This is a genomic window from Flavobacterium artemisiae (genome assembly GCF_042678225.1).
In the GTDB taxonomy this organism is placed as follows: Bacteria; Bacteroidota; Bacteroidia; order Flavobacteriales; family Flavobacteriaceae; genus Flavobacterium; species Flavobacterium artemisiae.
Genome location: NZ_JBHUDZ010000007.1, coordinates 730760 through 755834, shown reverse-complemented (window position 1 = coordinate 755834; position 25075 = coordinate 730760). Strand labels below are relative to the sequence as shown.

Here is a 25075-nt window from a genome sequence, read left to right as displayed (position 1 = left end):
AATTCCAATCTCAAAGTAATTGGAATTTGGAATTTTAAAAATTTGTTATTTTCCTCTATGGGTTTGTAGACCAAATGCTGCTGTTTTTTACAAAAACTCTTCGGTTTAGTTTTAACTGCGAAATGATTAATTCTGCCATATCTTCAGACTGCATTACTTTTTCTGGGTTTCCGTCTGTCAGGTTTAAGTCTTTTGCCATATCAGTTGCTACCGTACTTGGCGTTAAGGCAGTAACACGAATATTGTGTTTTCTCATTTCCTGCATTAAAGAATCGGTTAAACCTAAAACAGCAAATTTTGATGCGCTGTAAGCACTTGTTAAGGCATTACCGTTTAAACCTGCAGTTGATGAAATATTGATAATGTCTCCAGTTTGTCTTTCGATCATATTCGGGATTACGGCGCGTGTTGTGTAGTAAGTCCCCATTAAATTCACCTGAATAATTCTTTCGAAAGCTTCTGGTTCTAATTCTAAGAATTTTCCAAAAGAAGCAATTCCCGCACTGTTGATCAAAATATCGATGCTTTTAAATTGAGATAAAGCTTTTTCTACAGCCGAATTAATAGAATGTATATCAGAAACATCAGCAGAAAGTGCCAAAGCTTTTACACCAAGATTTGAAGCTTCGTCAGCCAATTGATCAATGTCGCTTTGCGTTCTCGAAACCAAAATTAAATTAACGCCTTCTTTTGCCAAAGCAATAGCAACGGCTTTTCCGATTCCTTTTCCAGCGCCTGTAATCAGAGCGTTTTTATTTTTTAAGTCAGTCATGATTGTGTTTTTAGAAATGCAGAAAGCATTATTTTGAGTCTAACAAAAATAAGCTTTTGCAAACTAAAAATAATGCTTTCAGATGTATTCTTAATCTAAGTTTAACAACTTTTGTTATTCCTTCAAGACCATATCGATGCACATTACAGCACCAAGAATTAATTGTCTTAACGGACTTTCTGCTTCAACAGTTTCTTCGATTTGAAGAACGTAATTGTCTGCACTTGTAAAGAATTCTTTTCCTAATCCAGCCCATTTTTTATTTACTTGAGCAAGTTGTTTTCCTTGGTGCGAAAATTTAAAATCCCAGCCTGTCCATTTTCCTTGTAAGGTTGCAACTGGTTTTTCGTTTTTGTCTAGAATGTCAAACTTTCCTCCAATAGAAAAGAATTTTTGTTTGAAAGTTCCAACCAAACGATCTTTTTCGTCCAAAACTTCAACAGTAGAACGGAAAATAGCAACACCGCGTCTTACAGTAATTAATTTTTCTCCAGACGGAGTTGAGATTTCTACATTAAAAGGAGTTGCTCTTTTATAATCTGTAAAACGAAATATTTTAGTGAAAAAACCAAGATTGTTTTCTCGGCAGTTCATGATAATCTGATTGGTTTCTGGGTGATAAATATCGTAATTGTTTGCTGCTTTAAACATTCCGACATGTTCTTTAACTAAAAATAGATTTTGGCTTAAAATAGGATTCATAAGAGTGTAAAATAATGTTGTATTAAATGAGGTGCAAATGTAATATAATATTTATAAAATGAATTATAAGCCCTTATTTTGCCGCAAAGATTCGCAAAGGTTTTTTGGTTTTTATCACAGAGATGCGCAAAGGTTTTCCGTAGAGACGCACAGCAGTGCGTCTAACACAAAGTTTGAAACTAATTTTTGTCAACGTTTTAAACGAGAATATTTAATTATTTTTTAAGAGTAATAATAACAGCACCATTTGAGCCTTTGTCTCCATAAATTAATTTGGCTTCATTTCCTTTGAGTACTTTTATTTCTTCAATATCATTCGGGTTGATCTTAGAAAATTGTTTAGAATCCAATATTTTGTTATCCAAAATATACAAAGGTTCTTTTGCGGAAGATTTTACATCAGGAATTGTGTCTTTCGAAATAATTAATGACTCTAAGGCCGCTTGTTTTTGTTTCTCGGTGTAATCTTGATTTTTGTTTTTAGATTTTGTTTTTCGAGTTGATACCGTCTCTTTTAATTCCTGATGTGCTTCGACTAAGACAATGTTGATGCTGTTTTTTTTACGAACTTTTTTTGTTTTTGATTCATGTCCAATAAAGCTAAATGTTAAAAGATCTCCTTTTTGAGCTTTGATAGAATATTTCCCATCCATATCCGCGTAAATTCCTCTTTTTGATCTTGTATTGTAAACTCCAGCTCCTGGAAGTGGTCCATATATATCGTCCGACACAACTCCGGTAATCGTTTTTTCTTGTGCCGTGGTGATGAAACATATAAGCATAGCAATGGCTGATGAAATAAGTTTTACACTTTTCATGAAGATAAATTTTAAGTTAATGATGGATTTTGAACTTTGTCAAAGCTGTAAACTTTGACAAAGTTTTCTAAAATTGATTATTTCTTTGGTGTTGGTTTTCCTGTTTTCGTAGTAATAATTACGACTCCTTTTTTTCCTTTTTCACCATATTTAGAAGTGGCTTCTGAATCTTGTAAAATAGTTATAGTTTTAATATCCTGTTTGTCTAAAGGCGCATACGGACTTGTCGGATTGTTTCCGAATAAATCATTTTCCGAATAATAAATTCCGTCGATAATGTATAAAGGTTCATCAAGAATTACAAGAGAATCAACATTTTCCGGATTTAGATTCGGAAGTTCATTCTGCATCATTTTGTCTTTTTTGCTTTCGTTGCTATGTGCCATTGCATTGCCGTTAAGAATTACCAATGGAGCAGGTTTCTTAGTAGTTGCTGCTTTTCCCTCAGCAAATACCACTTTTGCAGATTCTCTTTCGGCGCCGTTTATATAACCATAGTTAGTAGCGGCTTTGTCTTTTGAAATTATCTTGTCATTATTTTCTTCAAAATGATCGGCTTGAGCGGGTGCGGCATCTATATTTTGACTAACTTCTGCAACAGCATTCGGCAAAGGAGATATTGTTAAAACAGGTTCATTTGGTACATTTTCTTTAACAGCAACACTTTCTTTATTTTTATGTTCTAAAATTGTAATTGCCTCTTCTTTAGAAACGATTCCTGAATCATTTGAAATTGTTTCATTTTTTGAATTAACAATTGGTTCTTTAGAATTTTGTTTTTCATCAAAAACTATTTTTGGAGTTTCGTTTACAATAGTTTTTTCTGAATGCAGCAATTGATATCCTAATGAAATAAAAAGCATAAGAGAAGCTGCTACGGCAATTTTCTTCCATAAAGCAATTGTTTTTTTATCTGCTTTTTTATCTAGTTTTTCCTCCACACGTGACCAGACTTTTTCCATTCCGGGGAAGTCTTTAAACTCCGCATTTTGCGAAGCTTGTTTTATTTTATCGAATAATTTATCTTGATTGTCCATGACTATTTCGCTTTTTGGTAATACAGTTTATTAACCAGTTCTTTCAATTTGGTTTTCGCGGCATTCAATTGTGATTTTGAGGTGCCTTCTGAAATCTTCAGCATTTCGGCTATTTCTTTGTGTCCAAAACCTTCTATAACAAAAAGATTGAACACCGTTTTACAGCCGTCGGGAATATGGTTTAATAAATTAAGTAAGTCTTCTTCTTCCAACGTATTAAGCTCGTCGACAGAAGGCTGCGAAAGCAGTTTTACATCGTCGAGATACATGTTGAAATTGGTGTTTTTGCGGATGGATGCCAAACAATGATTCACTGTTATTCTGCGCGCCCAGGCTTCAAAAGCGTATGCTTCTTTCAGCTGATCTAATTTGGTGAAAATGGTGAAAAATGCATCGGCCATTGCTTCTTCAACTTCTTCTTCCTTTTTTAGGTATCGTTTGCAAAGGCGGTACAACTTTGGCGCCATGTATTCGTACACCTGACGCTGAGCGTCGCGGTGCATTTTTTTACAGTTTGCTATTAGAGTTTCGTTTATCACAATTGTTGTCTTTTTTATATAGATAGATAAAAAGATAAAAAGGTTGGGACGTGGGTGAAAAAAATATTAAAATATTTTTTTTGAGGTTCAAAGCTGCTAAGTTACAAAGTTGCAAAGGTTTTATTTAGAGACGCACTTTTGGGCGTTTTACGTTGGTTTTGTGTCTCTTTGTGAATTCTGTGAAATAATTCTTGCACAGAGATCCACAAGTAGAAACGAAGAGGTTCGCAAAATTTATTTAAGAGGTAATGTCAATTTATAAATTTTCGTTTCCAACAAATCAGTATCATTATCTTCGCAAAGCAAAAACTCTATTTTATTGTTTTCTTTTTTGTAGAAAGTCAAACCTTCAAATTTATTGGTTGAAGTTATTTTTTGAGTGAAATCTATTTTCATTGTTTTAAGATCAATTCGGCCAATGAAACTTCCTAAGATTTCGCCGTCTTCATAAGTCGATTTGGTGTCTTCGGCTGTAGAAAGGAAATAGATTTTATCTTCGACTAAAACAGCATCCGTAAAACTGGAACGAACGCCTTTTATTTTTGGCAGTTTATAATTTACCGAAATCAATGCAAATTCTTCATCAAGCTTTTTGGCATGAATGGTAAAAATGGTGTTTTTGTTCGAAATTCCGTTACCTCGATTGAATAAATACCAGTTTTCTCCGTCGAAGATTGCGCCTTCCAGATTAAAGTCTTCTGGTTTTATTTCGCCAAAACTCTGCATTAAAGCATACAAATCGACTAAATTATTTTTTTGTAAAACCGTTTTGTTTTTAAGATCAAAAGCAATCATTTGATTTCTTTTTTCGGTTGAACCAGAACCAAAAACATAAAGTGTATCATTGTGATTGGTCATTGACTCAAAATCTGGCTTTACGTTTTTTGGAATATTCTGCGTCGGATTATCAATTAAAGGATGCTGACTCAATTGATGATTCTGCATATTGTATTCGTATAAAAATCCGCTGTTATCGCCAATTACATAAAGTGCATCATTATTGAAGAATAAGCCCGATGCAGAACCGATTCCGATAATTTGAAATAATATTTCTAATGTGAATTTTTCCATGGAGTTTTATTTTAAGTCTTTGAATTATCTAGACTTTATCTGTTTAAATGTATTGTTTTTTTCGGCTTCTGAGGTTATTTTTTCAAGAATGTCAATGATTTTTTTGCTTTGCAGACTGTTATTGCTTTTATAATTGATATTGATCAAGCCTTCACTTTCTTTTTGCAAATCAAAGTTATCGAATAATTTTTCTGTTTTATCACCATTAATTATTACGCTTAATTTTTGAAAGGTTGAATTGCTCATGCCGACAGCGTATTTTTTCTTTTTAGATTTTTCAATTGCAAAATATTCAAAAGGTTCTACTTTTTCATTGTCGATAGTTTTTTTATTTGAAAAATATATTGTCCAAAAAGTATTGTTTTCAAGTGTTATTATGGAGTACTCGTAGCAATAATTAATTTTTGTTAAAAAAAATCTACCTTCTTTTTTCCAAAAGACATAAACAGGAAGATTAACTAAATCATCAAAACAGGTATACTTTTCATCAGATGGTGGTTCAACAATAATTAGAGTACGTTCTGGAGTAATTTTTTTATAAGTGATTATAGTATCGATTTTTTGAGCTGTAATAAAATCTGAAACTAATTCATTAATATTCACTTTTTGTTGAGTTTGTGAATTACAAATAAAAGTTAGGAACAAACAAAATAAAAGTAACGTATTTCGGGTCATTATACTGTTTTTAATTTTATAAGTTCTTTTGAAAATAAGTGCCTAGCCCTGATAGTAATGAAAATACTTTGAAAAGAAATTGAATTTTTTCTTGACAAAACAAAGCGACCAGCGGAAGCTCTTGTTGTGGCTTAGAAAAAACAATTTATTGAAAAGTATTGCAATGAATAGCAGGAATATGCTTCGTAAAAGTAGTATATTTATATTACAAAAATTTGAAAAATATGAAATCGATAGATCCAAAAGATTTTAAAGTTGTTGAGAAAATAAAACTAAAAAACATTCCAACTTTATTAGATATTGAAGCGAATGACGAAGAAAAAGAAGAGAAGCTGGATAAAGTTAAGGATAAACTAAGTGATCTGCAGGATATTATGTATGCACATAATAAATACAGCGTTTTGATTTGTCTACAAGGAATGGATACTTCGGGAAAAGACAGTTTGATTCGCGAGGTTTTTAAAGAATTTAATCCGCGCGGGGTTGTGGTGCATAGTTTTAAAACACCAAATTCGACAGAACTAGAACACGATTATTTGTGGCGTCATTATATTGCGCTGCCAGAAAAAGGAAAGTTTGCGATTTTTAACCGAACGCATTATGAAAATGTTTTGGTTACAAGAGTACATCCAGAATTTATTTTAAATGAAAATCTTCCAGATATCAATTCGGTTAAAGATATTACACCTAAGTTTTGGGAAAACAGAATAGAGCAGATTAACCATTTTGAAAAACACATCGCTCAAAACGGAACGATTGTAATGAAGTTCTTTTTGCATTTAAGTAAAGACGAACAAAAAAACAGACTTTTACGCCGTTTAGAAGAAGGAAAACACAATTGGAAATTCTCTCCCGGCGATCTGAAAGAACGTGAATATTGGGATGAATATCAGAAATATTATGAGGAAGCAATAAATCAGACTTCAAAATCACATGCTCCTTGGTATGTTATTCCTGCAGACGACAAGGATATGGCGCGCTATGTCGTAGCGAAAATTATTTGGGAAGAATTAAAACAATATACCGATATCAAAGTTCCAGAATTGAACAAAGAAATTTTAGAGAATTTTGATACTTATAAGAAGACTTTGCAAAATAGCTAATTGAGATAATGTGTCAATTTGGATAATTAGATAATTAGATAATTTTGTAAACCCGATGGGTCTTGTGAACCTGTCGGTTTTTTTTATTTTTTCTATTGAAATTTTTAAAATAAAAAACCCGACAGACTATGCTCACTGTCGGGTTTTTACCAAAAACAAAAAATAAATTAAACCTTTTTTTTATAAATCAAAACCATAAGCAACTCGTAGTGCTACTTGATTGGTTCTGAAATCGTGATAATCTTCATAACGAACACTTAAGTCGATGTATTTATTGGCATATCCAATTCCTGGAGCCCATAAAAATGTAGTTTTATCGTAACCATTTGTTACTGCAAAACCAGCACCAACTTCTCCTAGTACATAAAATTGATCTTCCCAAAAGAAAGCTTTAAAACCTGCTTTAGCTGGAATAAATCCAAGATCTTTAATGTCATTCCCCAAGTCATCTTTACCCATGAATAAGTTGGTAAAACCTGTAGTTAAAGTCAAAGATGTTTTTTTTGACAAATCATATTGCAAACGAACATCTCCACCAAGCGCCCAGTCGTAATCACCGTCGGTTGGTAAACCTCCATTAACTCCAAAACCTAATCTAAATCCTTGATCGTAATTTGTTGCTGCAGTTTCTTGTGCGAAAGAAGTATTGGAGAATAAAAAAGCAAAAGCAGCTAGGCATATAAACTGTAATTTTTTCATGGCAAATATTTTTGAATTATTAATAATGTAAAAGTATATTTTCGGTTCGCCGAGCTTGTTATATAATTTTTAAAATATGTTATATAATATTTCGCTTTGACGAAAATCGACTTAATATTTGCTTATGTTTTTATTAATATGGTAGAATTAAAAGCTTCTAAGTATCTTTGCGGCTTAATAATGAATAAAAGTGAATTTAAAGCAGTACACAAAAGAGTTTTCGTATAATTTAAAACTAGCTTATCCGATTATTTTAGGAATGGTTGGGCATACATTAATAGGGATTGTCGATAATATTATGGTCGGAAAACTAGGAAGTACAGAACTTGCCGCAGTTTCTCTAGGGAACAGTATGATTTTTATTGCAATGTCTCTTGGAATTGGATTCTCGACTGCCATAACTCCAATTGTAGCCGAAGGTGATGCCGAAAAAAATGACGGTAAAATTCGCTCCGCTTTTCATCACGGATTGTTTTTATGCACCATTTTAGGATTGGTGCTTTTTAGCGTAATCATGATGGCAAAACCTGTAATGGAATTGCTTCATCAACCGGCAGAAGTTATTGTTTTGGCAAAACCGTATTTAGGCTGGGTTGCTTTTTCTTTGATTCCGTTAATAATGTATCAAGGTTACAAGCAGTTTGCGGACGGAATGTCAATGACTAAATATTCAATGTATGCAATGGTTATGGCCAATGTACTGCATGTTGGACTTAACTATGTTTTAATTTACGGAATTTGGTTTTTTCCGAAAATGGGAATTATCGGTGCTGCACTTGGAACGGTGATTTCAAGAATTTTTCTCGTAATGTTTATGCACATTATGTTGTCGAGAAGAAATGATTTGAAACGATTTTTTAATGGTTTCAGCTTTGATGAAATCAAAAAAACAACGATAAAGAAAATCGTAAGTATAGGCTTTCCATCGGCAATGCAAATGCTTTTTGAAGTTGTTTTGTTTACGGCTTCAATCTGGCTTTGCGGTAATATCGGGAAAACAAGTCAGGCAGCTAATCAAATTGCTTTGAGTCTGGCGTCGCTTACTTTTATGTTTGCAATGGGGTTGAGCGTGACTTCTATGATTCGTGTCAGCAATCAGAGAGGTTTAATGGATTATAAAAATCTGCTTATAGTCGCCAGATCAATTTTTCTTTTGGCGATTATTTTAGAGGTTTTCTTTGCGATTATTTTTATTCTATTTCATACGGTGCTTCCATATGTTTTCTTAAATATGGAAAACACAATTCAGCTCACAGATAATACAGAAGTTATCGCCATTGCTTCAAAATTATTATTGATCGCGGCTGTTTTTCAGATTTCAGACGGAATTCAGGTTGTAGTTTTAGGTGCGCTTCGCGGATTACAGGACGTGAAAATTCCGATGTATATTACCTTTGTCGCTTATTGGGTTGTTGGTTTTCCAATCTCTTATTATTTAGGAGAATTTACAGAATGGAAAGCACAAGGTGTCTGGATCGGACTTTTGGCAGGATTAACAACAGCAGCAATTTTACTGTACCTTCGTTTCAATTACCTGACGAAGAAATTAATTAAAAATTCATTTTCAAATAATTAAATTTGAAGTTTATTATAAACAACTGATTATACTGATTCTCATAGATTTTATTTTCGAAATAAATCATTTTAATCTTTGTAATCATTGGAAAAATAAAACATTACAATAAAAACTAAAAATAAAATAATATGGAATTACCTAAATTTTTACTTGGAGACAATACTGATTTTCCAGACGATATTTTTATCATTCACTTAGATTACCCAAGATTTATTATTAATTTGAAAGATGATGAAGTGGAATTTTTGGAAGAAGCAGAAGATTTGGATGAAGCTGAATTAAACGCTGAAATGGAAGGTTTGATTGAAAAAGCAAATGATTTTTATGATCGAGAAATAAACCGTTACGAAGAGTAATCTTTGACGGCTTAGTTCTATTTTACGTTCTAATTTTTTATTAATGAAAAGATTGTCCTTTTTAAAACCTATTTTCAATTTCATACTAATAGGTTTATTGATTACGACTTTAAGTCGAATTTTTCTGTTTTTTTTATTTAAAGAAAGAGTAGTACAGACACCTGACTATTGGCACATTTTCCCGATTGGTTTGCGAATGGACTTGATTTTACTTTGCTATTTGTCATTTCTTCCAGCGTTACTAATTACATTTCTTCCAAATAAATGGCTTAAATTCACCAATCGCTTTTTGGTTATTTACAGTTTCTTATTTCTGTTTCTGATTCTTTTTGTAGAATTAGCTTCACCAGATTTTGTTAAGCAATACGATACACGACCAAACAAGATTTTTTTAGATTATCTTATTTATCCAAAAGAAGTAGTTGGAATGCTTTTAAAAAGCTATTTGACTTCTATAATTGTTACGTTTTTAATTCTGGGTGTCGTTTTATATTTCGCTTTTAAAAAAGGGAAAAAATACTTTTATACGACAGCTTCAGAATATAAATTCAAACTAATAATCTTTCCATTAGTCGCATTTTTATTATTTTTTGGAGCACGTTCGAGCCTTACTTCAAAACGTCCGATTAATGCGAGTAACGCTGTATTTTCTACAGATCAGTTAACGAATTGTCTGGGATTAAATTCATTTTATACGGTTGCTTTTGCTGCTTATTCGATTAAAAACGAAGGAAACACAAAAATGTACGGAAAAATGGATGAAGCCGAAGCCATTGCACGTGTAAAAAAATACATGATGGCGGATAAAAATGATTTTAAAGATCCAGAGATTCCGTTTTTACATTTACAAGAACCAGATTCAGCAAAAGCAAAACCTTACAACTTGGTTATCTTTTTACAGGAAAGTTTAGGTGCCGAATATGTTGGAATTTTAGGAGGGAAACCGCTAACGCCAGAATTCGATAAATTGTCTAAAGAGGGTTTATTATTCACCAATTTATATTGCACAGGGACTCGTAGTGTGCGCGGAATTGAAGCGGTTGTAACAGGATTTCTTCCTTCTCCGTCTGAAAGTGTTGTAAAACTTGGAAACTCACAGCAAGGCTTTTTTACGTTGGCAGATGCTTTAAAGCAAAAAGGTTATGACACAAGTTTCATTTATGGCGGAATGGCAAATTTTGATAATATGGCTTCTTTCTTTAATGGAAACGGATTTTCCGATATAATCGATCAGACAAAATTTGAATCTGATGGAAATCAATACGCTTTTAAAGGAACTTGGGGTTATTCTGACGAAGATTTAGTAACCAAAGCCAATAGTTATTTTAAATCTAAAGGAGACAAACCATTTTTCTCTTTAATGTTTTCGACTTCAAATCATGAACCGTTTGAATATCCAGAAGGAAGAATTAAAACTTACGATAAAAAAGCAGCGACAGTAAACAACGCCATGAAATATGCCGATTTTTCGATTGGAAAATTCTTTGAGATGGCTAAAAAAGAAGCCTATTTTAAAAATACAATTTTCATCGTAATCGCAGATCATAATACAAGAACGTACGGAAAAAATTTAGTTCCAATTAATAAATTCCATATTCCGGCCTTGATTATGGGACCAGGAGTTCCAAAAGGAGTTTCGTATGATAAATTGGCAAGTCAGATTGACATTCCGCCAACATTATTGGGGTATTTGGGACTTCCGTTTGAAACTCCAATGGTGGGAAGAAATCTAATGAAATTAAAACCAGGAGTACAAGGAAGATCGATTATGCAGTTTAATGATATCAATGCATTTAGAGTCGAAAATCAGGTCGTGATCATGCAGCCAAATTTGAAACCGCTTCAATTCAAAATAAAAAATGATACGACTTTAATTCCTGTAAAATTAAATGAAGATTTAGCGAAAGATGCTCTAGCACATGTGATTACAGCAGGAAATTTATATAAGGAGAGTAAATACAAATTGCATAAAAAATAAATTTTAAACCATATAAGTGATGCAAGAAAATTTGAGTTTTTGCTATTGAATGGTTTTAAATCAGTTTAATAAAGAAATTTAAGTTTTAGAGATAGCGTAATTAAATGAACTTATATCACTTATATGGTTTAAAATTTTTTTTCAAAATATAACTGTAACAAATTTTGAGCGGCTGCAAAAGGTGATATTTCATTATTTTGCACCGCTTTTTTATTTTGTTCCAATAATGAAATAATTTCGGGCTGATTGTAGAAATTTCGTTTCAGCTGCTCGTTGATGGTTTCCATCATCCAGAATTGATTCTGATCGCTTCTTTTTTCTTGAAAGAATCCAGATTCGTTGGTTAATTCGAAATAATCAGAAATGGTATTCCAGATTTCCGAAATTCCTTCTTTTGTAATTGCACTGCAAGTTGTCACTTTTGGCTGTAAGTTTGATTTTTTTGGAGGAAATAAATGCAAAGCTCTATTAAATTCAACTTTTGCCAGATTGGCTTTTTTGATATTATCGCCATCTGCTTTGTTGATCACAATCATGTCGGCCATTTCCATTATACCGCGTTTGATTCCTTGAAGTTCATCGCCAGCACCAGAAATCTTTAGAAGCAAAAAGAAATCAACCATACTGTGAACTGCAGTTTCACTCTGACCAACTCCAACAGTTTCGATTATAATAGTATCAAAACCTGCAGCTTCGCACAAAATAATAGTTTCTCTGGTTTTGCGTGCGACACCGCCCAAAGTTTCGCCCGAAGCACTTGGACGAATAAAAGCATTTTCGTCTTTAACCAATTCTTCCATTCGGGTTTTATCGCCTAGAATACTTCCATGCGAAATAGAACTGCTCGGATCAACTGCTAAAACTGCGACCTTTTTTTTGAGTTGTGTTAGCTGCTTTCCAAAAGCTTCAATAAAAGTACTTTTTCCAACACCAGGAACACCTGTAATTCCGATACGCAAAGATTGATTTGAATAAGGTAGGCAACCTTGAATAATTTCGCTGGCTTTTTCAAAATGGTCCGGATTCGTACTTTCAATCAAAGTAATTGCACGGCTTAAAGCAGTTCGGTTTCCGTTAAGAATGTCTTTGATAAGTTGTTGAGAAGTGGGCTGCTGTCTGCGTTTGAATTTAATAGTATTTATAGCAGTGACATTGGTAATTTCAGGAGGCGAAATCCCAGCTTTTTCTTGTAAAGCACTCGAATGTTTTCTCAAATCAGACACAACAGTTTTTTTCTCTGGTAAAAGTACAGAAAACAAAAAGAGTTTCAAAAAGTTAGTCTGCCACGAATTACACGAATTTGCACGAATTTGTTATTCTCCAAATGAGAAAAAAATAGTTGCCACAAATTACACAAACTTTCACAAATCTTTCTGTTGCTTTTTGAATAGAAAGATTTGTGAAAGTTTGTGCAATTTGTAGCTAAAAAACTTAGTAACCTGCTGTGAATCTAACTTGGTGGTGTTTTGGATTTTCAGCTTCATCAGCAATTACAACCGCTAAATCTTCTACAGAAAGAATACTTCTTTGCTCGTCATTAAATACTGGATTTTCTAATCCTAAACGGTATTTTCCAGTTCTTCCTGTTTTAGTTCCAGCGTGCATTTCAAAAGCAGGACTAAAAAATGCCCAATCCAAATCTTTTTCCTCTTTAATAATGTTTAAATAATGTCTTGCAGCGTTGGCACCCGGAAAAATTTCTTTTGGGAAATCTGGAGTATCTACCGCTTGTAAATCTGGAGCAACATACAAACTTCCTGCACCACCGATAGTTATAAAACGTTTTACTCCCGATTTTTTTGCTGCTTCTTGAATTGCTTTAGAACCAGCTAAAAAGTCGTCATAAATGTTTGGGTTTGTCCATCCTGGATTAAATGCGTTTACAATAACGTCGTGTCCTTTTAAGGTTTCTGCTAAAGCATCAACATTAAAAATATCTGCAGCGACCCATTTTGCATTTGCTGTATCTTTTGGAGTTCTAGCAATAGCCGTAATCTCATGTTTTCTGTCTGCGAATTCGTTTAATAATGCTGAGCCAACAAATCCCGTTGCTCCGATAATTGCAATTTTCATAATATATAATTTTAATTAGTAATAAAAAATGTTACAGTTTTGAATAAAAAAAGGTTTTTAAAATTGATTCGAAAAATCTTCCAACGAAATGTTTTCCAGCTGTGCGCTCACATTTTTATTCATTTCTTTATATAAATTTTCCAAATTCTGATTGATTTTTTTTCCGACAGGACAATCTGGATTCGGCTGATTTTTTGCAAAACCTAGACCAATACTTTCAAAAGTCATTTCGAATATTTCTTTTAATGACAGATTAGCTGCATTTACAGCCAGTTTGGTTCCGCCATTTTTACCTTCTTTACTTTCTACAATATGATGCGCTTTTAAGTTGGCAATTTCTTTTCGAACCAAAACCGGATTTAAATTCATACTTCCCGCAATAAACTCCGACGACAAAAAATCGTTTGGGAATTTATTCAGCAAAGTAAGAATGTGAATCGTTATTGCAAATTTACCTGAAATCATACTGTAATAAAATTTGTTACAAATATAAGGAGTTTTGTAACACAAAAAACATTTTTAACTAAAAATTAATTGTTTACCTCATTTTTTAAATGCCTATTTTTGTGTGGATCTTATAATATGAACAATTTTATACTAATATTTTTCTTCCTCGCACTTGGTTTGGTTTTACAACATGTAAAGCAATTTCCAACACATATTTATAAAACACTTAATAAAATTGTTATCTATTTCTGCCTTCCGGCGATAACTTTATATCATATTCCGAAAATTCATTGGAGTAACGAATTGCTTTTCCCAATTGGAGCGGGTTGGATTACTTATATTTTGGCCTTTTTATTTTTTCATTTTTTAGGAAGAAGAAATGGCTGGTCAAATAAATTAATTGGCTGCCTGATTTTGACTGCTGGATTAAGCAACAGCTCATTTTTAGGTTATCCGATTATAGAAGCTTTATTTGGGAAGAAAGGTTTAGAAACTGCTATTCTGGTTGATCAGCCCGGAACTTTTGTTGTGGTTTCTACGCTTGGAGTTTTTACAGCTGCATTTTATTCAAAAGGAAGCCCGAATGCTTTGGGAATTTTAAAGAAAGTTATTTTGTTTCCGCCATTCATAATGTTTGTGATTGCCTGTCTGATGAATATATTCAATTTTGATTTAAATGAAAATATTCAATCGCTTTTATTAAAAATAGGAAGTTTAGTAACGCCTTTAGCGTTGCTTTCTGTAGGCTTGCAATTGACTTTTGATCGAAAAAGCCAGCATTGGAAATTCCTCCGTCTCGGGCTTTTCTTTAAACTGCTTTTAATTCCGTTTATAATTTTAGTGCTGTATGTTTTTATTTTTAATCAGCATTCTGAAGCTATAAAAATCACCATAATGGAAACTGCCATGGCGCCCATGATTACAGGTGCAATCCTAGCTTCAACCTACGGATTAAAACCAAAATTAAGCAGTATGATGATTGGTTTCGGAATTCCGATTTCTTTTATTACACTTGCTGTTTGGTATTTTATCGTTGGTCTTATCTAATTTAAATAGTAATTATATCGACCAAGTAGAATTTTAACTTTATTTTAATTTTTATGTGTTTTCTAGAAACATTTTTTAGTTAATTTTAGAGGAACTAAAAACTATAAATTATGTCAACATTAAGATTAGGCGATATAGCTCCAGATTTTCACGCAGAAACTACACAGGGACCAATCAATTTTCATGAATGGTTAGGAGATTCTTGGGGTGTTTTATTTTCGCATCCAGCAGATTTTACACCTGTTTGTACAACTGAATTAGGAACTGTAGCGAATTATGTTCCAGAATTTACAAAAAGAAATACGAAAGTAATTGCTTTGAGTGTTGATGGTTTGGACTCGCACAAAGAGTGGATTAAAGATATCAATGAAACTCAAAATACGGAAGTAAATTTTCCGATCATTGCGGATGAGGATAAAAAAGTGGCTAATTTATACGATATGCTTCATCCAAACGCAAGCGATAAATTTACAGTTCGTTCTGTTTTTGTTATCGGACCAGATAAAAAAATCAAATTAACTTTAACTTATCCTGCTTCTACAGGACGAAATTTTGACGAATTGCTTCGTGTAATTGACAGTTTACAATTGACAGCAAATTACAGCGTGGCAACGCCTGCAAACTGGAAAGATGGTGAAGATGTAGTTATTGCTCCAGCTATTCCAGACAGTGATATTCCAGCTAAATTTCCAAAAGGATATACACCAATTAAACCTTATTTGCGTTTGACACCGCAGCCGAATAAATAGTGTAAGATGCTGAGGTTCTAAGATACTGAGCCTCTAAGTGTTTAGTTGCTAAGAAAAAAAGCTTCTGAGATTCTAATTAAATAGAATCTCAGAAGCTTTTTTCTGTTTGCTAGATTCAATATAAAAATAACTTCCTAAAGAAAAACTTAGCATCTTAAAATCTCAGCATCTTAGTACCTTTTAAAAAAAACTATACCTTTCTAAACAATGCGTTCATTTTCTTTTTATCACCTACAACCCAGATAATATCATTTCTTTGAAGGACGATATTTGACTCAGGATTTAAGATTCGATTTCCGTTACGTTCAATTCCTACAGTCATTCCGCCAGTTTTGGTTCTAAATTGTCCGATACTTTTGTCAATAAAATCATCATCGGCAATTTCTAATTGTCTTAATACAATTTCAGATTCTTCCACGACTTTAGCCGCTTCAGTTTCGTTTTTGGTCAGGTATTTATTGAATTCAGTAATTTGTTCATCCGTTCCGATTACGCAGATTTCATCACCAGGAAAAAGACGTTCGGTTTTCATCGGAATAGAAATCATAACGTCGCCTCGTTTGATATACGCAATATTGATTCCCATTTGCTCCCGAATGCGAAGTTCTTCTAATGTTTTTCCCGCAAGATTCGATTCTTTTCCAATATCAAAAAAGGACATGTGACCATCCCAAGGCATTAAGTTGGCATAACGACGGTCGATTTTTTTGTTTTCACGGTCATTTAAATTTTTCAAGAAATGACTTTCTATTCTATGATATTGTTCGTTTAATTTTTTAGGGAAGATTTGATAAGCTCCAATGGCAATAATTAAGGCTACAAAAGCGACCAAAGGCGAGAAGAAAATATTTAATAAAAAGCCGACAAAGAACAATCCAAGGCTCATTCTAATTAAAATTAACATTAAAAGTGCGCCTCTGTATTTACGTTCTTCCCAAAGTGATTCAACTTCGTCAACCTTTACACGTCTTAGTGAAAGCGCCCATAAAAATGGTGCAATTATACCCAAAGTAATTAGAGCGGCTAAAGTATTTCCAAATCTAGTGTCTGCCACCAAAGGCGCTACAAATTTAGAAGACAATAAAATAATAGCGGTTATAATAATAGTGTGCAGAATAATTTGTGTAACCGAAGCTCGAAGCACAATCTGCCAAGTACTTACAGATTTTATTGCTTGTGCATTGACACTATATCTGTTAATGTTTTTAATCCATTTTTTTGGTAATTTCTGTTCTAAAGCGAGTGCAAAAGATTCTGAATATTTAATTAAAAATGGCGTTGTAAAAGTAGTCACGGCAGAAACTGCCACTATTATTGGATACAAAAAGTCACTTGTCACTTTCAATGTCATTCCAAGAGTGGCAATAATAAAAGAGAATTCCCCAATCTGAGCTAAACTCATTCCTGTTTGTACAGATTGTTTTAAGGGCTGTCCCGAAAGTAATGCTCCAAAAGAAGAACTAAATGCTTTTCCGAAAATGGTAATCAAAGTAATTATGGCTACAGGAAGTGCATAAGTAACCAGTGTTTCAGGATTAATTAACATTCCGACCGAAACGAAGAAAACGGCACCAAATAAATCTTTTACAGGTTGAATTAGATGTTCGATTTTTTCTGCCATTGTGGTTTCTGCGATGATAGAACCCATGATAAAAGCTCCAAGAGCAGGAGAGAAGCCCACTTCATTTGCAAACATTACCATCATAAGGCAAAGTGCAAGCGAAATAATTAAAAGCATTTCATCGGTTAAAAGATGTTTTGCTTTCTTAAAAATGGTTGGAATAATAAAAATACCGCCCAAGAACCAAATAATCAAAAAGAAAATCAATTTTAAAACCGACTGGAGTAATTCACCTCCAGAAACTTGATCGCTTACTGCGATTGTAGAAAGCAATACAAGCATTAAAATAGCGACAATATCTTCTACAATAAGAGCTCCAAAAACAATTCCGACGAACTTTTTACCTTTTACACCGAGTTCATCAAAAGCTCTGATAATAATTGTTGTGGATGAAATAGAAAGTGTTGCTCCGAGAAAAATACTATCCATTTTTCCCCAGCCCATCCATTGGCCTGCAAAATAACCAATCATGACCATAAATAGGATTTGGGTTATGGCCGTGACCGACGATGTCCCGCCGACTTTCATTAATTTCTTAAAACTAAATTCGAGTCCCAAACTAAACAACAAGAAAATGACCCCAATTTCTGCCCAAACTTCAACGCTGTGCATGTCTGAAATTGACGGAAAGAAATCGAAATGATTTCCTGCCAAAAAACCAGCGATAAGATAACCAAGGACCAAGGGCTGTTTTAGTCTTTTAAATAATAAAACGGCAATTCCGGCAGTCATCAGTATTAATCCTAAATCACTAATTAAAGGTTTTAAGTGGTGTGTAGTTTCAGCAGCGGCGCTTAAGGCAATCATAAAGTGGTATTTTTCTTTAAGAGCTAATCCAGCTTTTATTAAAATAAATTCACTTGAACTTCTGGAAAAATAGTTAAGTGTAATCTGGGCTGGTTTTGCTCGAAATAATTAATAAAAAAAGCTATCTCGATAAAGATAGCTTTTTTTGGTAAAATATTTTAGGTTTTATTTAAATTCCTGTGTAATTACTAGGCGTTATTGCTAATAATTCGGCTCTAACAGCATCTGAAACTTCTAAAGTTGCAATAAAATTGTGAATTGCGTTTTTGTCGATTGCTTCGTTTGTTCTTGTTAAACCTTTTAAAGCTTCGTATGGATTTGGATATGCTTCACGACGTAAAATGGTCTGAATAGCTTCAGCAACTACTGCCCAGTTTCTCTCTAAATCTTCAGCAAATTTACTTTCGTTTAAAAGTAATTTGTTTAGACCTTTCAAAGTTGCTTCAAAAGCAATAATAGTATGTCCAAACGGAACCCCAACGTTACGTAAGACGGTGCTGTCTGTTAAATCACGCTGTAATCTTGAGATTGGTAATTTTGCAGCTAAATGTTCGAAAATAGCATTTGCGATTCCTAAGTTTCCTTCAGAATTTTCAAAATCGATTGGGTTAACTTTATGAGGCATCGCAGAAGAACCAATTTCTCCAGCTTTGATTTTTTGTTTGAAATAATCCATAGAAACATACGTCCAAATGTCGCGGTCTAAATCGATTATAATGGTATTGATTCTTTTTAAAGCATCAAAAAATGCTGCAAAATGATCATAATGTTCAATTTGTGTCGTTGGGAAAGAATGCTGTAAACCTAACTCAGTTTCAACAAATTTATTTCCGAATTGTTTCCAGTCAATTTGCGGATATGCTACATGGTGTGCATTAAAGTTTCCTGTTGCACCGCCAAATTTCGCAGCAAACGGAACATTAAATAACAAGCGCATCTGCTCTTCTAAACGCTCTACGAAAACCAAAATTTCTTTTCCTAAACGAGTAGGAGAAGCTGGTTGTCCGTGTGTACGTGCCAGCATTGGGATATCTTTCCATTCAACACTTAACTCTTTTAATTTGGCAATCACAGCAACAAGAGTCGGCATGTAAACCTGCTCAAAAGCTTCTTTTGTAGAAAGCGGAATTGCTGTGTTGTTGATATCCTGAGAAGTTAATCCGAAGTGAATGAACTCTTTGTATTGAGATAAACCTAATTTTTCAAAAGCATCTTTGATAAAGTATTCAACCGCTTTTACATCATGGTTGGTTACTTTTTCAGTTTCTTTAATCCAAAGCGCATCTTCTGTTGAGAAATTTTTGTAAATGTTTCTCAAACTTTCAAATAAACTAGAATCAATACCTTGTAACTGTGGTAACGGAATTTGGCAAAGGGCGATAAAATATTCCACTTCAACCAAAACGCGGTACTTTATTAAAGCTTCTTCAGAAAAGAAAGGTGCTAAATTTTGGGTTTTATTTCTATATCTTCCATCAATTGGTGATATAGCATTCAATTCGTTTAGAGTAGTCATTTGTTATGTTGTTTTTTCGAAAGGTGCAAATATAAACAGAATTTAGCGATTAGAGGTAATCAAAAGCGCTTTTATACAATCAAAATGAATTTAATCGTTCTCTTAAATCTGCCACTCCTTCAGAAGCAAATTTGGCAATCGTTTCAACTTTATTTCTAATGTTAGGAATAGAAATAGGTTTAGGATCAATATAAAAAACGGGAGTTGTGCTCGGCGTATATGCAATTAAACCCGCAGCAGGATAAACTTGCAGCGAAGTGCCAATTACGGCAAAATAATCAGCAGTTTCAGTGATGTCAATAGCTTCTTCAAGCGCTGGAACTTCTTCGCCAAACCAAACAATATGCGGACGAAGTTGATATCCGTTTGAATCTAGATCACCTGTAAATAAATCTTCTGTCCAATCCAAAATCAGATTTTTGTTTTGAGTGCTTCTTACTTTTAATAATTCTCCATGCAAATGCAAAACTTTTGTACTTCCGGCGCGTTCGTGCAGATCATCAACATTTTGAGTGATAATATATACATCAAAATCTTTTTCTAATTCGGCTAAAATAATATGTCCCAGATTCGGCTGCACTTCTTTTAATTGCTGACGGCGTTTGTTATAAAAATCCAGTACAAGTTCTTGATTTTTGTTCCAGCCTTCTGGAGTAGCAACTTCCATCACATCATGACCTTCCCATAAACCATCGCTGTCACGAAAAGTTTTGATACCACTCTCTGCACTTATTCCAGCTCCTGTGAGAACTACTAATTTCTTCTTCATTTTTATTTTATTAAGAGATAAAAATAATAATTTCTCCATTCAAAAATGATTACAATGGCAAGAATCGACAATGTTTTATTTTCTTTTTTGAAAGAAAATAAAGCGTATTTTTACCTGTTGCCTATTTTTTAATATTATTTAGTTTTAATAATGAATTAGATACGAAAAAATATTAAAATGATTTTAATACAATTTACAGGATTATCGGGCTCAGGAAAAACCACATTGGCAGAAAATGTCAGTGCTATGCTATTGGAAAATGGTTATCAGGTAAAAATTGTAGATGGCGATGTTTATCGAAAAACAGTCTGTAAAGATTTAGGTTTTTCTAAAGAAGATCGTTACGAAAACGTGCGAAGACTTTTTAATATAAGCCGTGATTTTGTAGCGTCAAATTACATTGTTTTAATGTCAGTTATAAATCCTTTTGAAGATTTGCGAAATGAAATTGCTCAATCTGAATTTGTAAAGACCGTATTTTTAGATTGTCACATCGATGCTTTAATCAATAGAGATCCCAAAGGATTGTATCAAAAAGCATTACTTCCAGATCACGACGTCAATAAAATCAAAAATTTTACGGGTATAAGCGATGTTTACGAAGTACCCTCAAATGCAGATTTAATTTTGAAAACAGATTCTGAGCCAGTTTCAGATTCTACTCAAAAATTGTATCAATTTATTATTGATAATTTAGTTACAAATCCGTCAGAATTTAAGCTTATGAACCCATCTTCCTCTCAGCTTCCAATTTCTTTTTCTATAGAAAAATTACAGCACGATCTTTCAATCTGCGAAAATCTTTTATGGACACCGCATTTTAATACAGGCCGTTACGAAGGCAATTGGACAAGTGTTTCGTTACGATCACAATCTGGAAAAGAAACCGATATTCTTTCTTTCCCAGATCGGGAATATAAGAATACACCATTGCTGGACAAGTGTTCTTATTTTAAAGAAATTATGGATTGGTTTGAATGTGAAAAAGAGGCGGTTAGATTACTGAGACTTGGACCAGAAAGCGAAATCAAAGAACATGTAGACAATGATACTTCCTACGAAGATGGTTTTTTTAGAATTCATATTCCTATTATTACGAATTCTGAAGTGTTTTTTTATGTCGATAAAAAACGTGTTAAGATGGAAATGGGCGAGTGTTGGTATGCTAATTTTCAATTACCGCACAGCGTGCAGAATAAAAGTACAGAACCTCGTATACATCTTACGCTCGATTGTATCAGAAACGAATGGTCTGATGAATTGTTCTCCAAAATGGGTTTTGATATTCATTACGTTCCAAGCAATGATGAATTTTCAGAAGAAGTTAAGCAGCGGATAATTGCTGAACTTTCTAGAAATCCATCTGAAACTAATGCTAAAATAATTGCTGATCTACAATCAAAATAAAAAATAGAAATGGAAAACTCGCAACATCTTATGCAAAATTGGATACCGGTCAAATTAATAGAAAAAGATAATGAAATCTATGTAGAATGGATTTATTTATCTGATTTTAAAATTGTTGAACCATTTTTTGATGAAACTATAGCCAAGTGCAAAAGTCATCTTTATAATTCTAAGCCTTTTAGAGTTTTAAGTACAGTAGAAAACGTAATTGATTGGTCTAAAGAATTGGTTTCGGTCAAACTAAAATCATTGGTTTTTCATGTTTCAAGATGTGGTTCAACAATGTTGAGTCAGTGTCTAGCTGCTTCAAACGAAAACATTATGATTTCTGAGGCACCAATTATTGACCAAATTTTGAGAAGCGAATTTTTTAGTGCAGAAAAGAAAGCCGTTTTATTAAAAGCTGTTTTAGGTTTCTTTGGACAAAAAAGATTTTCTGAAGAAAAAAATTTAATTATAAAATTAGATGCTTGGAATATATTCGAAGCTAATTCTCTGCGATCTATTTTCCCAGATATTCCTTTTGCTTTATTGTATCGAAATCCGGGCGAAGTTTTAAGATCGCATCAAAAAATGAAGGGGATGCATATGGTTCCGAATTTGATTCCACCATCGGTTTTCGGAATGTCTGTTAAAGAAATTCAAGATAAAAGTGTTCAGCAATATGGAGTATTGGTTCTGGAAAAATATTTTCAAGCTTTTTTAGATTTTTATGAAACAGATAAAAATGTAATTATGCTTAATTATAATGAAGGAATGAGAAATGTTGTAGAGCAGTTTATCTCTTTCATTAAAATTAATTATTCGGATGCAGCATTAAATAAAATGCTCGAACGTTTAAAAACACATTCTAAAAACGAAACTATTGTTTTTACTGGAGATTCTTATAAAGATGATGCGTTAGATATAAATTTGGAAGAAGCTAATGTACTGCATCAGAAACTGAACGAAAATTTTAGCAGACAATTGGTGAGTTGAAAATAAAGACAAATCTTTCATTCTATTTTATTATTAATGTATTTTTGCGCCAAATTCAAATAAAATGATTGATTTAGATTACCTCGCATTCTTAGAAAATATATTGACAGAAAACCGCAAAGAAAGATTTTTAGAAGTACTTAACAATCGCACCAAACATTTTACTGTTGCTGTAGAGGATGTTTTTCAAATGCACAATACAAGTGCTGTGATGCGCAGCTGCGAAGTTTTTGGAATTCAGGAATTAAATGTAATCGAGCAGCGTTTTGGAAAAAGAATCGATAAAGAAATTGCTCTTGGAGCTCAAAAATGGGTAGATATCAACCGTTTTGATTCGGTTTCTGGATGCTTATCGAATTTGAAAAATAAAGGTTACCAAATTATAGCAACAACACCGCATGAAAAAGATTGCATGCTGGAGGATTTTGATATTACAAAACCAAGCGCTTTATTTTTTGGAACAGAAAAAGAAGGATTGTCTCAAGAAATTATGGACAATGCCGATGGATTTTTAAAAATTCCGATGGTTGGTTTTACAGAAAGTTTAAATATTTCGGTATCTGCAGCTATAATCATTCAGAATTTAACCAACAGACTGAGAAGATCTGATATTGATTGGAAATTATCAGATGAAGAAATCCTGACTAAACGTTTAGATTGGGCAAAGAACACCATAAAAGATATAAAACGTATTGAGGAACGTTATTATCAAGATAACCCTAGATAGGTTTAAAAGCTTCTGAGGTACTAAGGCTCTAAGTTTTTTTCTTAGCAGCTTAGAATCTCAGAAGCTTTAAAAAAAAATTACCTTCCGAAAGAATCATAATTGTCTTCTGCGTATTTTTCGAAACGTTTTAAAATAGCAATATTTGATTTTTCTACAGGCGTAAGCTTGTCATTTACATTGGTGTACATCGGAATATACCATTCCACCTGATTAAAAAACTGACGAATTGTTTTGGTTTTAAAACTAAATCCATGTCTTGCAAAAATGGTATTTCTAAGAATCTGCAAATCAATTTTCTTTAGATTTTTCAAATCCGATTCTTTAAATTTCTGAATTGACGAATTAAGCGTTACGATTTTCTCAGAAGCTACTCTGTATAAAGACGCATTCTCATATCCATCAGTTTCGTCATTTTCGATTGCTGTATTTTCTCCATCTTCACTTTCTTCCTTTTCATATTTTATTTTTTCTATTTTAGGATTCTGATAATCAACATACATTCCTTCTTCGGGAAGCATAACGTACGGATTATATCTGAATTCTTTTTTTGTCAGTGTGAAGCTTCTTTTTCTAACATCTTTATTAGGATTATTTGCTGTCCACATACCGACAAGAAGCGTATCATTTTTAATTTCAAAATCAAAAAAGCCATCATTTTTATCATCGCCCGGTTCGTTAAGTATAAAGTGAACTTTATCACCTTTTTTAGTCATTCTGCCTGTAAGCGGTCTGTTGTTTCCAGCGACAATACTTCTTCCTGTTACTTCAGACGAAGTGATTTTTTTGATTGAGATATTTATTTTATTGCTGTACATTTCAGTTTCACCACTATCATTGCTTCGTTCTTCGGCAATGAAATCGCCAACCCAAGAGCCATAAAGCTCCGTCATTAATTCTTGTTCCTGAGGTTTTGAAGGTAAATTTTCTACAGCTTTTTTTTCTTTTGAATTGCATGAAAAAAGCAAAACAGCAAATAATAAGTAAAAACAGTTTTTCATTTTTTTGATTGGTTATAAAGATAATATTCGATGATTAACAAATTCGGAATCCAGCCCAGCCAGGCTATAATTTGATAAACGTCCATTGGCGGGGGATGAAATAAGGTTACAATAATGACTTTCCAAAAGCGCAGTGTTATGGCAGAAAAACTTAAAGCAAAGCTTCTATACATAAAGATTTTGTGCGAATGAAAATCTCCTTTTCTAATGGTTGTATATCCTTTTAAAGTAAAATAAAACCAAAGGACAGCAAGTGTTACAAATGATATTTTAGAAAATAAACCGCCATTTGCAAAAACACCAATAAATAATCCTGAAGGCGCGCTGAGAAAAAGAATAGTAAAAACATACAATTTTCCAATTCTTTGATGAAGCTTTGGATATTTTTTTAAAAGCGTCGAATTAAATTGAGAAAACCCAGCTAGTAAAACAAAAATTGAAGAGCAGACATGAATATAGAAGAATACAAGATATAAAGGTATTTCTGTGACTTCTGTCTGTTTAATTTGAAGAAAAGCAACATCTGTTTTGAATGGAAAATACTGAAGTGTAATCTTAATCATTAAAATGAAAAAGTAACTAAAAACTATTGTCAGTAGTAGAGGCGAAT

General features: G+C 33.1%; 25 protein-coding genes. 9 read left to right on the top strand and 16 right to left on the bottom strand.

Annotation, left to right across the window (positions count from 1 at the left end; genetic code table 11):
* Nucleotides 1-55 precede the first annotated feature (55 nt).
* From ACFSC2_RS08525 to ACFSC2_RS08495, 7 genes are all read right to left on the bottom strand, one after another.
* Nucleotides 56-772, bottom strand: coding sequence for a 3-ketoacyl-ACP reductase (locus ACFSC2_RS08525; protein WP_379816975.1), 717 nt, complete (start codon nucleotides 770-772; stop codon nucleotides 56-58).
* A 114-nt stretch (nucleotides 773-886) separates the two neighbouring features.
* Nucleotides 887-1474: an LURP-one-related family protein gene (locus ACFSC2_RS08520; protein WP_379816974.1), complete on the bottom strand. Its 588-nt coding sequence runs from the start codon at nucleotides 1472-1474 to the stop codon at nucleotides 887-889.
* Nucleotides 1475-1689: 215 nt separating this feature from the next.
* Entirely contained in the window at nucleotides 1690-2292 is a 603-nt protein-coding gene (locus ACFSC2_RS08515) for a carboxypeptidase-like regulatory domain-containing protein (RefSeq protein WP_379816973.1), read from the bottom strand.
* A gap of 77 nt (nucleotides 2293-2369) precedes the next feature.
* Nucleotides 2370-3329: a hypothetical protein gene (locus ACFSC2_RS08510; RefSeq protein ID WP_379816972.1), complete on the bottom strand. Its 960-nt coding sequence runs from the start codon at nucleotides 3327-3329 to the stop codon at nucleotides 2370-2372.
* A 2-nt stretch (nucleotides 3330-3331) separates the two neighbouring features.
* The gene (locus tag ACFSC2_RS08505) at nucleotides 3332-3832 is read right to left on the bottom strand and encodes an RNA polymerase sigma factor (RefSeq protein ID WP_379816971.1); all 501 of its coding nucleotides are present in this window, start codon (nucleotides 3830-3832) and stop codon (nucleotides 3332-3334) included.
* Between the two features lie 270 nt (nucleotides 3833-4102).
* Nucleotides 4103-4939: a DUF6929 family protein gene (locus ACFSC2_RS08500; protein WP_379816970.1), complete on the bottom strand. Its 837-nt coding sequence runs from the start codon at nucleotides 4937-4939 to the stop codon at nucleotides 4103-4105.
* Between the two features lie 24 nt (nucleotides 4940-4963).
* The gene (locus tag ACFSC2_RS08495) at nucleotides 4964-5542 is read right to left on the bottom strand and encodes a hypothetical protein (protein WP_379816969.1); all 579 of its coding nucleotides are present in this window, start codon (nucleotides 5540-5542) and stop codon (nucleotides 4964-4966) included.
* A gap of 296 nt (nucleotides 5543-5838) precedes the next feature.
* On the opposite strand from ACFSC2_RS08495, the gene ACFSC2_RS08490 reads away from it, so the two are divergent.
* Nucleotides 5839-6717, top strand: coding sequence for a PPK2 family polyphosphate kinase (locus tag ACFSC2_RS08490; protein WP_379816968.1), 879 nt, complete (start codon nucleotides 5839-5841; stop codon nucleotides 6715-6717).
* A 180-nt stretch (nucleotides 6718-6897) separates the two neighbouring features.
* Here ACFSC2_RS08490 and ACFSC2_RS08485 read toward each other — a convergent pair whose 3' ends face one another.
* Nucleotides 6898-7416 carry a hypothetical protein gene (locus ACFSC2_RS08485; RefSeq protein ID WP_379816967.1) on the bottom strand — a complete coding sequence of 173 codons (519 nt, stop codon included), beginning with the start codon at nucleotides 7414-7416 and terminating at the stop codon, nucleotides 6898-6900.
* A gap of 190 nt (nucleotides 7417-7606) precedes the next feature.
* Between ACFSC2_RS08485 and ACFSC2_RS08480 the strand changes: the two genes are divergently transcribed.
* The 3 genes from ACFSC2_RS08480 (at nucleotide 7607) to ACFSC2_RS08470 (ending at nucleotide 11326) form a co-directional block, all read left to right on the top strand.
* Nucleotides 7607-8992, top strand: coding sequence for an MATE family efflux transporter (locus ACFSC2_RS08480; RefSeq protein WP_379816966.1), 1386 nt, complete (start codon nucleotides 7607-7609; stop codon nucleotides 8990-8992).
* Nucleotides 8993-9120: 128 nt separating this feature from the next.
* Nucleotides 9121-9348, top strand: coding sequence for a hypothetical protein (locus ACFSC2_RS08475; RefSeq protein WP_026984926.1), 228 nt, complete (start codon nucleotides 9121-9123; stop codon nucleotides 9346-9348).
* A 43-nt stretch (nucleotides 9349-9391) separates the two neighbouring features.
* A complete protein-coding gene (locus tag ACFSC2_RS08470; RefSeq protein ID WP_379816965.1) occupies nucleotides 9392-11326 on the top strand; it encodes an LTA synthase family protein in 1935 nt (644 codons plus the stop codon).
* A 128-nt stretch (nucleotides 11327-11454) separates the two neighbouring features.
* Here the strand turns inward: ACFSC2_RS08470 and meaB are convergent, their stop codons facing one another.
* From meaB to ACFSC2_RS08455, 3 genes are all read right to left on the bottom strand, one after another.
* Complete coding sequence (gene meaB, locus ACFSC2_RS08465) at nucleotides 11455-12549, bottom strand: methylmalonyl Co-A mutase-associated GTPase MeaB (RefSeq protein WP_379817016.1); 1095 nt, start codon at nucleotides 12547-12549, stop codon at nucleotides 11455-11457.
* A gap of 208 nt (nucleotides 12550-12757) precedes the next feature.
* Entirely contained in the window at nucleotides 12758-13399 is a 642-nt protein-coding gene (locus tag ACFSC2_RS08460; protein WP_379816964.1) for an NAD(P)-dependent oxidoreductase, read from the bottom strand.
* Nucleotides 13400-13456: 57 nt separating this feature from the next.
* Complete coding sequence (locus ACFSC2_RS08455; RefSeq protein WP_379816963.1) at nucleotides 13457-13864, bottom strand: RrF2 family transcriptional regulator; 408 nt, start codon at nucleotides 13862-13864, stop codon at nucleotides 13457-13459.
* A gap of 117 nt (nucleotides 13865-13981) precedes the next feature.
* Here ACFSC2_RS08455 and ACFSC2_RS08450 point away from each other — a divergent pair, with 117 nt between their 5' ends.
* Together ACFSC2_RS08450 and ACFSC2_RS08445 are read left to right on the top strand one after the other, a co-directional pair.
* The gene (locus ACFSC2_RS08450; RefSeq protein ID WP_379816962.1) at nucleotides 13982-14893 is read left to right on the top strand and encodes an AEC family transporter; all 912 of its coding nucleotides are present in this window, start codon (nucleotides 13982-13984) and stop codon (nucleotides 14891-14893) included.
* A 110-nt stretch (nucleotides 14894-15003) separates the two neighbouring features.
* Nucleotides 15004-15642, top strand: coding sequence for a peroxiredoxin (locus tag ACFSC2_RS08445; protein ID WP_379816961.1), 639 nt, complete (start codon nucleotides 15004-15006; stop codon nucleotides 15640-15642).
* A 190-nt stretch (nucleotides 15643-15832) separates the two neighbouring features.
* On the opposite strand, the gene ACFSC2_RS08440 is transcribed toward ACFSC2_RS08445, so the two are convergent.
* The 3 genes from ACFSC2_RS08440 to ACFSC2_RS08430 all read right to left on the bottom strand — a co-directional run bounded on the left by ACFSC2_RS08440 (nucleotide 15833) and on the right by ACFSC2_RS08430 (nucleotide 20355).
* Nucleotides 15833-18070: a cation:proton antiporter domain-containing protein gene (locus ACFSC2_RS08440; RefSeq protein WP_379816960.1), complete on the bottom strand. Its 2238-nt coding sequence runs from the start codon at nucleotides 18068-18070 to the stop codon at nucleotides 15833-15835.
* Between the two features lie 169 nt (nucleotides 18071-18239).
* The gene (gene purB / locus ACFSC2_RS08435; protein WP_379816959.1) at nucleotides 18240-19586 is read right to left on the bottom strand and encodes an adenylosuccinate lyase; all 1347 of its coding nucleotides are present in this window, start codon (nucleotides 19584-19586) and stop codon (nucleotides 18240-18242) included.
* 79 nt (nucleotides 19587-19665) lie between these two features.
* The gene (locus ACFSC2_RS08430; RefSeq protein WP_379816958.1) at nucleotides 19666-20355 is read right to left on the bottom strand and encodes an SIR2 family NAD-dependent protein deacylase; all 690 of its coding nucleotides are present in this window, start codon (nucleotides 20353-20355) and stop codon (nucleotides 19666-19668) included.
* A gap of 177 nt (nucleotides 20356-20532) precedes the next feature.
* Here ACFSC2_RS08430 and cysC point away from each other — a divergent pair, with 177 nt between their 5' ends.
* The 3 genes from cysC (at nucleotide 20533) to ACFSC2_RS08415 (ending at nucleotide 23467) form a co-directional block, all read left to right on the top strand.
* Nucleotides 20533-21762 carry an adenylyl-sulfate kinase gene (gene cysC / locus ACFSC2_RS08425; protein WP_379816957.1) on the top strand — a complete coding sequence of 410 codons (1230 nt, stop codon included), beginning with the start codon at nucleotides 20533-20535 and terminating at the stop codon, nucleotides 21760-21762.
* Between the two features lie 9 nt (nucleotides 21763-21771).
* Entirely contained in the window at nucleotides 21772-22740 is a 969-nt protein-coding gene (locus ACFSC2_RS08420) for a sulfotransferase family protein (RefSeq protein WP_379818608.1), read from the top strand.
* Nucleotides 22741-22804: 64 nt separating this feature from the next.
* Nucleotides 22805-23467 carry a TrmH family RNA methyltransferase gene (locus tag ACFSC2_RS08415; protein WP_379818606.1) on the top strand — a complete coding sequence of 221 codons (663 nt, stop codon included), beginning with the start codon at nucleotides 22805-22807 and terminating at the stop codon, nucleotides 23465-23467.
* Nucleotides 23468-23544: 77 nt separating this feature from the next.
* Here ACFSC2_RS08415 and ACFSC2_RS08410 read toward each other — a convergent pair whose 3' ends face one another.
* The gene (locus tag ACFSC2_RS08410) at nucleotides 23545-24465 is read right to left on the bottom strand and encodes a YARHG domain-containing protein (protein ID WP_379816955.1); all 921 of its coding nucleotides are present in this window, start codon (nucleotides 24463-24465) and stop codon (nucleotides 23545-23547) included.
* Nucleotides 24462-25028, bottom strand: a complete 567-nt coding sequence (locus ACFSC2_RS08405; protein ID WP_379816953.1) for a DUF2306 domain-containing protein — start codon at nucleotides 25026-25028, stop codon at nucleotides 24462-24464. Before ACFSC2_RS08405 ends, ACFSC2_RS08410 begins: the two co-directional genes overlap by 4 nt.
* Between the last annotated feature and the right edge of the window lie 47 nt (nucleotides 25029-25075).

Bases quoted from the DNA above. Each gene is read 5' to 3' on its own strand.
- ACFSC2_RS08525 (WP_379816975.1), bottom strand. From the start codon at position 772: ATGACTGACTTAAAAAATAAAAACGCTCTGATTACAGGCGCTGGAAAA.
- ACFSC2_RS08520 (WP_379816974.1), bottom strand. From the start codon at position 1,474: ATGAATCCTATTTTAAGCCAAAATCTATTTTTAGTTAAAGAACATGTC.
- ACFSC2_RS08515 (WP_379816973.1), bottom strand. From the start codon at position 2,292: ATGAAAAGTGTAAAACTTATTTCATCAGCCATTGCTATGCTTATATGT.
- ACFSC2_RS08510 (WP_379816972.1), bottom strand. From the start codon at position 3,329: ATGGACAATCAAGATAAATTATTCGATAAAATAAAACAAGCTTCGCAA.
- ACFSC2_RS08505 (WP_379816971.1), bottom strand. From the start codon at position 3,832: ATGCACCGCGACGCTCAGCGTCAGGTGTACGAATACATGGCGCCAAAG.
- ACFSC2_RS08500 (WP_379816970.1), bottom strand. From the start codon at position 4,939: ATGGAAAAATTCACATTAGAAATATTATTTCAAATTATCGGAATCGGT.
- ACFSC2_RS08490 (WP_379816968.1), top strand. From the start codon at position 5,839: ATGAAATCGATAGATCCAAAAGATTTTAAAGTTGTTGAGAAAATAAAA.
- ACFSC2_RS08485 (WP_379816967.1), bottom strand. From the start codon at position 7,416: ATGAAAAAATTACAGTTTATATGCCTAGCTGCTTTTGCTTTTTTATTC.
- ACFSC2_RS08475 (WP_026984926.1), top strand. From the start codon at position 9,121: ATGGAATTACCTAAATTTTTACTTGGAGACAATACTGATTTTCCAGAC.
- ACFSC2_RS08470 (WP_379816965.1), top strand. From the start codon at position 9,392: ATGAAAAGATTGTCCTTTTTAAAACCTATTTTCAATTTCATACTAATA.
- ACFSC2_RS08460 (WP_379816964.1), bottom strand. From the start codon at position 13,399: ATGAAAATTGCAATTATCGGAGCAACGGGATTTGTTGGCTCAGCATTA.
- ACFSC2_RS08455 (WP_379816963.1), bottom strand. From the start codon at position 13,864: ATGATTTCAGGTAAATTTGCAATAACGATTCACATTCTTACTTTGCTG.
- ACFSC2_RS08450 (WP_379816962.1), top strand. From the start codon at position 13,982: ATGAACAATTTTATACTAATATTTTTCTTCCTCGCACTTGGTTTGGTT.
- ACFSC2_RS08445 (WP_379816961.1), top strand. From the start codon at position 15,004: ATGTCAACATTAAGATTAGGCGATATAGCTCCAGATTTTCACGCAGAA.
- ACFSC2_RS08440 (WP_379816960.1), bottom strand. From the start codon at position 18,070: ATGATTGCCTTAAGCGCCGCTGCTGAAACTACACACCACTTAAAACCT.
- purB (WP_379816959.1), bottom strand. From the start codon at position 19,586: ATGACTACTCTAAACGAATTGAATGCTATATCACCAATTGATGGAAGA.
- ACFSC2_RS08430 (WP_379816958.1), bottom strand. From the start codon at position 20,355: ATGAAGAAGAAATTAGTAGTTCTCACAGGAGCTGGAATAAGTGCAGAG.
- cysC (WP_379816957.1), top strand. From the start codon at position 20,533: ATGATTTTAATACAATTTACAGGATTATCGGGCTCAGGAAAAACCACA.
- ACFSC2_RS08420 (WP_379818608.1), top strand. From the start codon at position 21,772: ATGGAAAACTCGCAACATCTTATGCAAAATTGGATACCGGTCAAATTA.
- ACFSC2_RS08415 (WP_379818606.1), top strand. From the start codon at position 22,805: ATGATTGATTTAGATTACCTCGCATTCTTAGAAAATATATTGACAGAA.
- ACFSC2_RS08410 (WP_379816955.1), bottom strand. From the start codon at position 24,465: ATGAAAAACTGTTTTTACTTATTATTTGCTGTTTTGCTTTTTTCATGC.
- ACFSC2_RS08405 (WP_379816953.1), bottom strand. From the start codon at position 25,028: ATGATTAAGATTACACTTCAGTATTTTCCATTCAAAACAGATGTTGCT.